Source organism: Streptomyces scabichelini, assembly GCF_011045015.1.
Classification (GTDB): domain Bacteria; phylum Actinomycetota; class Actinomycetes; order Streptomycetales; family Streptomycetaceae; genus Streptomyces; species Streptomyces scabichelini.
In genome coordinates, this window is sequence record NZ_JAAKZY010000296.1 from 1 (window position 1) to 11,380 (window position 11,380).

General features: G+C 70.8%; 8 protein-coding genes. 3 read left to right on the plus strand and 5 right to left on the minus strand.

Features of this window, described 5'->3' with window-relative positions:
• Positions 1–711: SDR family oxidoreductase (locus tag G5C60_RS46440; protein ID WP_165269606.1), on the minus strand; the 711-nt coding region annotated here is incomplete at its 3' end.
• 170 nt (positions 712–881) lie between these two features.
• Here G5C60_RS46440 and G5C60_RS46445 point away from each other — a divergent pair.
• The 3 genes from G5C60_RS46445 (at position 882) to G5C60_RS46455 (ending at position 4,056) form a co-directional block, all read left to right on the plus strand.
• A complete protein-coding gene (locus G5C60_RS46445; protein WP_165269608.1) occupies positions 882–1,511 on the plus strand; it encodes a dihydrofolate reductase family protein in 630 nt (209 codons plus the stop codon).
• A 176-nt stretch (positions 1,512–1,687) separates the two neighbouring features.
• Positions 1,688–2,242 (plus strand): hypothetical protein, encoded by a 555-nt coding sequence (locus G5C60_RS46450; RefSeq protein WP_165269610.1) that lies wholly within the window; start codon positions 1,688–1,690, stop codon positions 2,240–2,242.
• A gap of 125 nt (positions 2,243–2,367) precedes the next feature.
• Complete coding sequence (locus tag G5C60_RS46455; RefSeq protein WP_165269612.1) at positions 2,368–4,056, plus strand: long-chain fatty acid--CoA ligase; 1,689 nt, start codon at positions 2,368–2,370, stop codon at positions 4,054–4,056.
• Positions 4,057–4,142: 86 nt separating this feature from the next.
• Here G5C60_RS46455 and G5C60_RS46460 read toward each other — a convergent pair whose 3' ends face one another.
• From G5C60_RS46460 to G5C60_RS46475, 4 genes are all read right to left on the minus strand, one after another.
• Complete coding sequence (locus tag G5C60_RS46460; RefSeq protein WP_165269614.1) at positions 4,143–4,577, minus strand: hypothetical protein; 435 nt, start codon at positions 4,575–4,577, stop codon at positions 4,143–4,145.
• Positions 4,574–5,656, minus strand: a complete 1,083-nt coding sequence (locus G5C60_RS46465) for a flavin-containing monooxygenase (protein ID WP_165269616.1) — start codon at positions 5,654–5,656, stop codon at positions 4,574–4,576. Before G5C60_RS46465 ends, G5C60_RS46460 begins: the two co-directional genes overlap by 4 nt.
• Positions 5,653–5,817 (minus strand): hypothetical protein, encoded by a 165-nt coding sequence (locus G5C60_RS46470; protein ID WP_165269618.1) that lies wholly within the window; start codon positions 5,815–5,817, stop codon positions 5,653–5,655. The genes G5C60_RS46465 and G5C60_RS46470 overlap by 4 nt, the downstream gene beginning before the upstream one ends.
• Positions 5,818–5,917: 100 nt before the next feature.
• On the minus strand, positions 5,918–11,380 hold a 5,463-nt coding region (locus tag G5C60_RS46475), incomplete at its 5' end, for a non-ribosomal peptide synthetase (protein WP_165269620.1).

Consider the following 11,380-nt stretch of genomic DNA (forward strand, 5'->3'; position numbering starts at 1 on the left):
CGTGACGTACCCCGCCTCGGCCCCCGCCAGGTACGCGACCATCGACGCCACCTCCTCCGCGGAACCGAACCGACCGAGCGCCGTCATCGCGCTCTGCCCGGCCGCATACGGACCGGCCGCCGGATTCATGTCGGTGTCGATGGGGCCGGGGTGCACGATGTTCGCGGTGATGCCGCGATCGGCCAGCTCGCGGGCGAGGGCCTTCGTGAGGCCGATCAGGGCGGACTTGCTCATCGCGTAGAGGGTGCCGCCGGGACCGGGAACGCGCTGCGTCATGCAACTGCCGATGGTGATGACGCGGCCGCCGCGGCCGAGGTGCGCGGCCGCCGCCTGGGTGGCGAGGAAGACGCCGCGGACGTTGATCGCAAGGGCCCGGTCCACGTCCGTGAGGGACAGGCTCGGCAGCGGGCCGAGGACCCCGACGCCGACGTTGTTGACGAGCACGTCGAGCCGCCCGAACGCCTCGACGGTCCGCCCGGCCACCCCCGCCGCCTCGTCCCCGTCCGCCGAGTCCGCCCGCAGCGCGAGGCCCCGCCGCCCCAGCGACTCGATCTCCCGTACGACATCCTGTGCGGCTTCCTTGCCCTGCACATACGTGACAGCCACGTCCGCGCCCTCCCGGGCGAGCCGGAGCGCCGTCGCCGCCCCGATACCGCGACTGCCGCCGGTCACGAGGACCACCTTGCCGTTCATGAGTTCTTGAGAGGTCATGGCTCCATCACACCGGCCGTCACGCCCCGGTGCTGGCGGCAAACGGACGCCGAGTCCACTGACCGATGAGTTGCGGGCGCGGGTGGGGTCTGAGCTGATGACAGGACACCTCCGACCGAACCCTCACCTCGAACCCGACCGAACCCCCACTTCGAAGGAAGGCACTCATCATGGGCAAGCTCAGCCTCACCAGCTTCGTCACCCTGGACGGCGTCATGCAGGCCCCCGGTGGCCCGAACGAGGACACGCGCGACGGCTTCGAGCACGGCGGCTGGAGCGTCCCGTACGGCGATGACGACTTCGGACGGTTCATCGACGAGGTCTTCGAGCGTGCGGGCGCGTTCCTGCTCGGACGCCGTACGTACGAGATCTTCGCCGGGCACTGGCCCAGGGTCACCGACCCGGGCGACCCGGTCGCGACCAAGCTCAACTCCCTGCCCAAGTACGTCGCCTCGTCGACCCTCACGCGGGCCGACTGGGCCGGCACCACGGTGATCCGCGGCGACCTCGCCAAGGAGGTCACCGCCGTCAAGGAGAACACCGACGGAGAGCTCCAGGTTCACGGCAGCGGCGCCCTCGCCCAGTCCCTCCTGGCGCTCGACCTGGTCGACACGATGCATCTGCTGTCCTTCCCCGTCGTACTCGGCACGGGCCGCCGCCTCTTCGCCGAGGGCGCCGTACCGACCGCGTTCACGCATACGGGGGCGCGCGTGACGAGCAAGGGTGTCGCCATCCACACGTACGAGCTGGCGGGGCGCCCGGAGTACGGCTCGTACGAGCTCCCGGCGGAAACCGCGTAGCCGCAGTGCGACGGGGTGCATTCGTGCGAGCAAAGGGCAAATCATAGGAACTAAAACTGAAAGTACGAAAAAAGCCTGAAAGTCTCGACGGAAGGGTCCTAGATCAGAGAGGCTGTCCTCAACAGGCCTTCACACAGGCCCGGTTGGACAACATCTGCACAAGTACGGGGGAGAACATGACAGGACTTGCCCACCGTTGGTCGGCGCGCACAGCAAGCGCGGTGGCCGCGGCGTTACTGATCGCCGGCAGCACGGCCGGCACCACATTCGCCGCTGAGGCCGACCGCGCGGTCGTTCTCGCGGACACACCCGTTCCCACGGTCGGTATCACCGCGAAGTACGCGGTGGTCGCGACCACGCATCCGGACACTCAGGGCTGTCAGGGCTTCGAGGTGACCGGGACGGGGACCGCCACGGGCGCTCCGATCGACAGCGGCACCTGGACGCAGGACGAGGTGGCGTGCACCGCGACCATCCCCGGCAAGTACGACATCAAGGGGACGGCCGTGATGGAGGAGAGCGACGGTGACAAGCTCAACATCAGCTACCAACTCACCGCGCCACTGACAGATGCCACCCTTGTCCACCCGACCGGCACGTTCAAGATCACTGGTGGCACCGGTGAGTACGAATTCGCGATCGGCGGCGGCAAGATGAACGCCCGGGTCAACCTGCTGGACCACGACAACGTCACTTGCAAATTGACGGGGATGATCGAGTACCTGGGCTGAGCCGACTCACAGGCAGGCGGTGGCGGGTGACGGCGTGGTGCCGTCACCCGCCACCAGAGCCGGCTCCGGCAGCTGCCGTTCGACGCCGGGCACCTTCTGACTGCGCACCTCTAGGGGGCCGCACCATGAAGAGCACGATGCAGGACCGTGAGCTGCTGGTCCGCGACATCCTCGCGCACGGGCAACGCGTCTATGGGGACAGCCAGGTGGTGCGATGCGCCGACGGGCCGACCGCACGGTCCTTACAGTCCTTCGCCGACATCGCCGGCCAGACCGGGCAACTGGCCGCGGCGCTGACCCGGCTGGGTGTGCGGCCTGGCGAGCGGGTCGCCACGCTGGCCTGGAACACCCCCGAGCACCTGGTGGCGTATTTCGCCGTACCGAGCATGGGCGCGGTACTGCACACCCTCAACCTGCGCCTCCACCATGACCAGTTGGGCTACGTCGTCGAGCACGCCGAGGACGCCGTACTCCTGGTCGACGCGACCCTGCTGAACATGCTCGCACCCCTGCGGGACCGGCTGGGCAGCGTACGCCACGTGGTCGTCATCGGCGGCACGCCAGAGGTGGACCCGCCCGGGGACCTGCCCGGGCACATCGCCGTGCACCGCTGGGACGAATTGCTGGCGGCCGAGCAGCCCGGCTTCGTCTGGCCCGACCTGGACGAGCGGGAAGCGGCGGTGCTCTGCTACACGACCGGCACCACCGGCAACCCCAAGGGCGTGGCCTACAGCCACCGCTCGATCTCCCTGCACACGCTCGGCGTCTCGGCCGCCGCCGGTTTCGCGATGCACGATGGCGACCGCGTCCTGCCGATCGTGCCGATGTTCCACGCCAGCGCCTGGGGCTGGCCGTACGCTGCCTGGCTGGCCGGCTCCGACCTGATCATGAACGGGCGGCTGCTGCACACCCCGGACCTGGCCCGGATCATCAACGAGGAGCGGCCCACCGCGGTGGCGGCGATCTGCACGATCTGGAACAGCCTGGTGCACCACGGCGAACAGCACCCGCTGGACCTGAGCAGCGTACGGCTCGCGGGCTGCGGCGGCGCGGCCCCGCCGCGCGCCCTGCTCCAGCAGCTCAGGGACCGCTACGGGGTCCGCCTGAAGCAGGGCTGGGGACTGACCGAGACCAGCCCTCTGGCCACCTTCGCGGTCCCCCCGCACGACACCCCGGACGAGCATGAGGTCGACTGGCTGGCCAAGAGCGGCCGGGTGATGCCCTACGTCGAGGTGCGGCTGATCGCGGACGACGGCAGCGAGCAGCCGTGGGACGGAACCTCGGTGGGCGAACTGGAGCTGCGCGGACCGTGGGTCACCGGGTCGTACTACAACACCGAGGACGCGGCGGAGAAGTTCCACGACGGCTGGCTGCGCACCGGCGACCTGGGAGTGATCGAGCCGGGTGGCTGGGTGGTGGTCAGTGACCGGCTCAAGGACGGCATCAAGAGCGGCGGTGAGTGGATCTCCACAATCGAGCTGGAGAACGCGATCATCGAGCACCCCGCGGTGCTGGACGCGCTCGTGGTCGGTGTGCCCGACCCGCGCTGGGAGGAACGCCCGCTGGCCTGCGTTTCGTTGGTGCCGGGCGCCGAGATCGGCGGGGACGAGCTGCGGGACTTCCTGACCGGGCGGGTGGCACGCTGGTGGGTACCGGAGCGCTGGTCGTTCGTGGACGCGGTGCCCAAGACCAGTGTCGGCAAGTACGACAAACGGTCGGTGCGGACGTTGTACGCGGAAGGGGCGCTGGACGTCTGGGTCCCGCGTGATCCCGACGCACAGGTGCCCACGGAGTCCGGGCCGCCTCAGAAGTGAACGGCGTTGCGGCGCCCCGGATCACCCCGGAGCGCCGCCTTCCGTATGCTTCGGACCGCCGTCCGGTGCGCCGCCTTCCGTACGCCTCAGACCGCCGTCAGATGCGCCGCCTCGGCCAGCAACTCCCGCTGCTGGTCGGGTCCGAGGCCCAGCTCCCGCACCAGCCGGAGAGTCAGCACCAGCCGGGCCTGGATCGTCGTCTCGGGATCCGGGTGCTCACCGCCGGGGGCCCTGCCTCCGTGCAGGCCGTCGGCGACCAGGCGATCGAGGAACGATGGGTCGAAGTCCGCTGCGCAAAAGTCCAGTGAGCCGAGGACATCCGCGACGTAACCGCTGATCTCCTGCGGCGTCGCGCCCTGGGGGAAACGGCGACGGGCCGCAAGCCCGAAAGCCGCGCCGACCGCCTGCCCGTACTGCGGGTCGGTGGGGTCGAGGGCAGCGGATTTCTGTGCGAACCCGATGAAGTCGAACGCCAACAGTGCGCCCAGCACATCGAGTTCGGCGGAGGTGGCGCTGGTCATGACGGCTCGCCTTCTGCCGTGGGAGAAGCGGTCGTGGTGCCGTGGGCGGCGGTAGTGATCGCTGCCGCGACATGTTCGGCGTCCCGGCCGACGAAGCCGATCAGCGCCGAGCCGCGGGTACGCATCCGGTACAGGCCCAGGTAGTAGCTGCCGGGCAGTGTCCCCATGCCCTCGGTGTGACGGGGCTCCCCGGCGTCGTCGAGCATCTTCGGGTCGAGCCAGCTCCAGTCGGTGCGGTAGCCGGTCGCCCAGATCACCGTGGTCGGCTTGATGCGCTCACCGTCCGCGACCAGCAGTTCGACGTCCTCGGCCGCGGTGATCCGGCCCACCGTCCGGATCCGGCCCGCCGTGACCAGCTCGGGCACCCGGTCGCCGACGATCGGGTCGGGTGCCTGCAGGTTCACCGGCAGGCTCATCACACCGAGGACGCTCATCCACCAGAACATGTCCCGCCCGAGCACGGTCTGCGGCAAGGGCGGTGAGACGGTCTCGCTGCAACTGAGCACCACATTGTGGGTCCTGGCCAGCTCCACGGCTATCTGCCGGCCGGAGTTGCCGTCGCCGACGATCACCACAGTGCCCGGCGAGACCTGGGCGGGGCCGTGGTACTCGCTGGTGTGGAGGGTGGGCACGTCCGGACTCAGCCCGGCGGCGAACTCCGGAACCCGGGGGGTGCCGAACGCGCCGGTCGCGATCACGACCTGCTCGGCCCGGCAGTCGCCGTGCGCGGTGGTCAGCAGATAGCCGTCACCGTCCCTGCGCAGCGACAGCACCCGGTGGTCGGTCAGCACCGGGAGGTCGAACCGCTTGGCGTATTCACTCAGATACGCCACGACCTCGTCCTTGCCGGGGTAGTGCGCACCATGACCGGGGAAGGGCAGGCCCGGCAGCCCGGAGAACTGCGCGGAAGTGAACAGTGTCAGCGAGTCCCAGCGGCGCTGCCAGGTCTCGCCGACCTCGCTGCCCGCGTCGAGCAGCACGCACCGTACGCCGGCCTGCCGCAGGTAGTACCCGGCGGCGAGTCCGGACTGGCCCGCTCCGATGACGGCGACCGGCACCGTGGCCGGCAACGCGCTCATCGGCTCACTCCGGTGCCGGTGCCGGTGCCGGTGCCGGTGCCCGTGCCGGAGCCGGCACCGGCACCGGCCGACGTCGGCCAGTGGCCGACGGCCCTGGTCCGTTCCACGGAGGGGATGATGCTGGTCAGCCGCCGCTTCGGGTCGGCTGGATCTGTTCGCATACCGAATGTCCTCACTTCTTGGACCTGGACTCGCCGGACCGGCAGGACCGGTCCGGGATGGATCGGCCGGGCCGCCGGAGAAGCGGCCCGGCCGGTTCGGTCAGGTGGCGTCGAGGGCCCGGCGCAGCTCAACGGCCAGGACGCGCAGCCGCTCGCCGCGCATCACCGTGTAGTGGTCGCCGGGTACGTCGACGAGGCGGGCATCGCCGGGGAAGTACTCCATCCATCGGGACGCGGTCTCGATGGTCGCGCCACCGTCCGCGGCCCGCAGCGACACCACCCGCCCGGCGAAGCTGCTGGGCGCGTAGCGCAGGAGGGCCCGGTAGTTGCTCTGGAACCGGCCGACGATACGGCTCAGCGTGTCGAGGTCGATGTCGTCGGACAACGCCCCCGCGGCACGGGCCTCGGTGTGCAGCACCCGCACCGGCGGGCGGCCGTCGAACGCCTCGGGCGGCAGCTCCCATTCCACCCCGGCCAGACCCGCCAGGTCCCGGGCGAACCAGGACAGCAGCACCTCGTCGGAGACGGGCCCGCCCTCGGCCGGTCCAGGCCGCTCCATCAGGTCGATCACGGCCAGCAGATCCACCTCGGCGCCCGCCGCGGTGAGTTGGGCCGCCATCTCCAGGGCGATCACCCCTCCCATCGACCAGCCGCCGAGCCGGTACGGTCCGTCGGGCAGCGCCTCGCGGACCGCCGCGGCGTAGTGGGCGGCCATGTCCTCGACGCTGAGCAGTTCCGTGTCCGGCAGCTGAAGCGCGTAGAACGGCTGGTCATCGCCGAGGAGTTCGGCGAGTTCCGCGTAGCAGAGCACATCACCGCCGACCGGGTGGACGAACACCAGCGGAGGCCGCGAGCCGGTGGTGCGTACCGGTACCAGCGCCCCGCGGCCGTCCTCGTCGCTGCCCGCCTCACGGACCGCCTGGGCGAGCAGTTCGATGGTCGGCCGGGCGAAGAGGCTGGACAGCGGCAGGCTGCGGCCCAGACCGCGGGCGATCCTGGCCATCAGCCGCACCGCGAGCAGCGAGTCCCCGCCGAGTTCGAAGAAACTCGCGGTCACCCCGATCTCGGTCACGCCGAAGAACTCCGCCCAGATCTCCGCGAGCCGGCGTTCCACGTCGTCGCGGGGCGCGACGAAGCCGGCACCTTCGGCCGCGACCTCGTCGGGTGCGGGAAGCGCCGCCCGGTTGACCTTCCCGTTGTCGCTGAGCGGCAGTTCGTCCAGGACGAGGACGCGCTGCGGCACCAGATGCTGCGGGACCACCTGGCGCAGCGCCTCGGTGATCTCCCGCTCGGTGTCGTCGCGCCCGTCGTCGAGGACGACGTAGGCGATCAGCCGCTTGGGCCCGTGCTGTTCGCCCGCCGCGACGACGGCGGCGGCCCGTACCCCCTCGCACTGGGTGAGAGCGGCTTCCACCTCACCCAGTTCGATGCGGTAGCCCTGGATCTTGACCTGGGAGTCCTGCCGGCCGAGGAATTCGATGGTGCCGTCCGGCAGGAAGTGTCCCAGGTCGCCGGTGCGGTAGAGGCGTTCACCGGTGACCGGGTGGTGCAGGAAGGCTGCGCGGGTCTTGGCCTCGTCGTTCAGGTAGCCGCGGGCCAGACCGACCCCGGCGATGTAGAGGTCGCCCGGTACCCACACGGGGCAGGGCCGCATCGCGCTGTCGAGCACATGGAAGCGCTGGTTACGCATCGCCTTGCCGTAGGGAATGCTCACCCAGTCGTCCTGGACCTCCCTGATGGGGTGCAGGATCGACCAGATCGACGCCTCGGTGGCGCCGCCGAGGCTCCACAACTCGGCATCCGGCAGCAGCAGCCGGATCCGGCCGGGCAGTGTCAGCGGGATCCAGTCCCCGCTCATCATCACCAGCCTGAGCGGCAGCCCGGTGAGCCGGTTCGCGAGGGCGTGTTCGGTGAACATCTCCATCAGCGCGGGCACGCTGTTCCAGATGGTCACCCCGTGTTCGGTGACGAGTTCCGCCCAGCGGGCGGGTTCGCGGTGCGCGGCCGGTTCGGGCAGGACGAGGGCGCCGCCCACCGACAGCAGTCCGAAGACGTCGTAGACCGACAGGTCGAAGTTCATCGCGGACAGTCCGAGGGCCCGGTCCGCCGCGGTGACGCGGTAGCGCTCGTTGACGTCGACCACCGTGTTCAGGGCCGCGCCGTGCTCGATCATCACGCCCTTGGGCAGCCCGGTGGAGCCCGAGGTGAAGATCACATAGGCGAGATCGGTCGGCTTGGCGCCGGACGTGCCGAGCGGGCGCTCCTCGCCCGCCTCGCCCGCCTCGCCCTCGTGGTTCGCCCGCACCACGGTCCTGGCCACGCTCTGCGGCCAGTCGGCCGTGTCGTCCACCCACGGCTGGGTGACGACGCGGCTGATCCCGGCGCTGTCCAGCAGCACGTGCAGCCGCTCGGCGGGCACCCGGGCGTCGATCGGGACGTACGCCGCCCCGGCCCGCAGGATGCCGAGGGCCGCGACGACCTGCTCCCAGCCCTTGTCCATGACGATCGCCACCAGGTCGCCGGGGCCGGCTCCCTGAGCGTGCAGCCGGTGCCCCACCTGGTTGGACCTGCGGTCGAGGTCCGCGTACGTCAGGGTCAGCGCCTGCGAGATGACCGCAGGCGCGTCGGGCGTGGCTGCGGCCTGGGCGAGAACCGCGTCATGCAGCAGTCCCTCGGGCACGGGCCCGTCGGTGGCATTGGCCGCGGCCCGTACGTCGAGATCGGAGGCCGGTGCGAGGACAGGCCTGGGCCGCTGCCAGGCCACCGGGTCGCGAGACAGGTCGTGCAGCATCCGCAGATAGGCGGCGAACATGGCGTCGACGCAGCCCGCCGGGAAGAGTTCCTCGATCACGTCCCAGTTCAGGACGAGTTCACCGGCCTCCTCGACCGCCTGGTGGTCCAGCCACACCTGCGGGGTACGGACCGAGCTGCTCACCTGGCGGCCGTTCTCACCGATCCCGGCCAGGTACTGCACGACTCCGCGCTGCTCGGTGTCCTGCTGGCCCGTGAAGTTCACCAGGCTGGTGAAGACAACCGGCGCGGCGGCCCGCACCGAGGCGCCGCGGGCCCGGTTCAGTTCCCTGAGCACCTGCACACCGCTGACCTGGCTGTGCTCCATGTCGCTCCACAGCTGGCGCTGGACGTCGGCGGCGCGGGCGGCGAACGCGTCGCCGGCCGCGTCGCGGATCTCCAGCATCAGAGTGGTGGAGAAGTTGCCGATGACGTCACCGACCTGCGGATGCAGCGGCAGTCGGTTGAAGAACAGCAGGTTCAGCGAGAAGTCGGGAGTGGCGCTCCACTCCGCGATCACCTGCGAGTACGCGGTGCACAGGGCCGCGGAGGCGCTGACCCCGGCTGCCGCCGCGTGCTTCTTGAACCGGGCCCAGTCCTCCTCCGACAGGGTCGCGCCACGGTGGTTGAACACCGGCCGGTCCAGGCTGGACGGGCTGACGGCCAGCGGCAGTTGGGGTGCGGGCGGCAGGGTGTCGAGCCGGTCCCGCCAGTAGGCGAGCGCCCGGTCGTACTCGGGCCCGCCCTCCAGGGCGCGGACCTGCTGGACATAGTCCCGGTAGCGCAGCCGCAGCTCGGGCAGCGTCTCACCGCGGTAGTGCGCGGCCCATTCCTTGAACAGGATCGACGTGCTGAAACCGTCGATGATCAGGGCGTCGAATCCGGCGTGCAGCCGTATCACCCGGTCGTCGATCCGGGTCACCCGCACGTCGAACAGCGGCCAGCGGGTGGTGTCGAAGACCTGGTGCCGCATCTCCTCGTGGACGTCTGCCAGTGCTGCTTCGCGCTCGGCCGGATCCAGGGCGGAAATGTCGGTCTCCTGGATCACGTAGGCCGGGACGTCGCGCAGTACGCGCTGGTCGCCGTCGGTGGTGAAGATCGCCCGCAGCATGTCGTGGCGTCCGATCATCGCCCGGAAGGACGCGCCGAGCCGGTCCAGGTCGACGTTCTCCAGGTCGATCTCGATCTGGAAGTAGGTGGAGGTGTTGCCGAGTTCGAAGGCGTCGCCCCGGCCTACGAGGTACGCCTGCTGGAGGTCCGTCAGGCCGAACGGCTCGTAGCGCTCCGCGTCGTCCCCGGGTGCCGCGGCGGCTCCGCCGTCGGCCTGCGGGGTCTCCGCCTCGGTTCCGGCGCCGAGGGCGGCGAGTACGGCCTCGGCGAGGTCTTCGGCGCTGCGGCCGTCGAGGAATGCCGTCATCGGCAGCAGGACGTCGAACTCCCGGTTCAGCGTCGTCCGGATCTTCATCGCGATCAGTGAGTCCAGGCCGAGCGCCTGCAACGACTGCCGGGTGTCGAGCCGCGCCGCCGCGGTGCCCAGCGCCTCGGCAACGGTCCTTGTCACGACGGGCCGCACCGCCTCGGGTGTCACGGTGGGTGTTGCCTCGGGCGCGTCGGCCGGGGCGGGGGCGGGCACGGAGCCCGTCGGGGCCGCGGCGGGGACTGTCGGGACCGCGTCCCGCCGGCGCGGGTCGGGCACCACCGCGGGTACGTGTACGGGCGCGGGTTCCTGTACGGCCCTGAGTTCCCGTACGGCCCTGGGTTCCGCAGCGGGCCGGGTCAGGGCGGGGGCGAAGCGTACGCCGTCGGCCTCGGCGACCAGTCGGCCGTGCGCGGTGACGAGCCGGATGCGCGCCCGGGCGCCGCCGTCGAACAGTTCGGCGTGACATCGCAGCCCGTCCTGCGGGCCGCCACGGTGGTAGTGGACGAAGCGGTCGAGACCGACCGGCACGAGGGCCGGGCCGTCCGTGGGGAAGCAGGCCACCGCGGTCTGGAACATCGCGTCGACCAGCCCGGGGTGCATCACATAGGACTCCGCCTCGCCGGGCACTGCGGGCCGGAGCTCAGCGGTGGCTTCGCCCCGGCCGAGCCTGATCCGCTCCACCCAGCGGGCGGCGGAGCCCAGATACAGAGCGCGCTGCCACAACAGGCGGTACAGCTCGTCGCCGGTCAGCTCGCGGCCCGAACCGACCGGTGCCAGCGTCACCGTGGGCGCGGCCGACGCGCCCGACCGGGCCCGGCCTTGCGCGTGCAGCTGCCAGCCGTCGGCCGAGTCCTGGGCGTAGTAGCGGAACCGGCCCTCATCCAGGACGAGTTGGGCGCCGCGTTCGGCAACCGCAGCCGTCGACGGGTCGCCGTCGATGGGTTCGAGCACCAGGTCGACGGGCAGTTCCAGGTCCTCGACGGACACCGGTCCCTGCCCGGCGAGTTCGGTGACCGCCTCCATCAACGACTCCACGAACACCCCGGCACTGACCACCGGCCGCCCGCCGACCACGAAGTCGCCGAGACAGGGGTGTGCAACCGGGTCGAGCCGCGGGGCGAACTGCGCCTGCGCGAGCGGCGACGACGGCAGCCGAATGCCCAACAGGCTGACCGGGTCGGCGCGTTGTTCCGCCGGTCGCGGCACGTTGTGCGGGACGGCGGTGGGTTCGGGTGTGAGCCAGTAGTGCTGGCGTTGGAAGGGGTAGGAGGGTAGTTCGAGGGTGTGGGCGTGGTAGGGGTTGAGGAGGGTGGGCCAGTCGATGGTGATGCCGTGGGACCAGGCGTTGGCGGC

Excerpts from the sequence above, each read along its gene's own strand:
- G5C60_RS46445 (WP_165269608.1), top strand. The coding sequence starts at position 882 with ATGGGCAAGCTCAGCCTCACCAGCTTCGTCACCCTGGACGGCGTCATG.
- G5C60_RS46450 (WP_165269610.1), top strand. The coding sequence starts at position 1,688 with ATGACAGGACTTGCCCACCGTTGGTCGGCGCGCACAGCAAGCGCGGTG.
- G5C60_RS46455 (WP_165269612.1), top strand. The coding sequence starts at position 2,368 with ATGAAGAGCACGATGCAGGACCGTGAGCTGCTGGTCCGCGACATCCTC.
- G5C60_RS46460 (WP_165269614.1), bottom strand. The coding sequence starts at position 4,577 with ATGACCAGCGCCACCTCCGCCGAACTCGATGTGCTGGGCGCACTGTTG.
- G5C60_RS46465 (WP_165269616.1), bottom strand. The coding sequence starts at position 5,656 with ATGAGCGCGTTGCCGGCCACGGTGCCGGTCGCCGTCATCGGAGCGGGC.
- G5C60_RS46470 (WP_165269618.1), bottom strand. The coding sequence starts at position 5,817 with ATGCGAACAGATCCAGCCGACCCGAAGCGGCGGCTGACCAGCATCATC.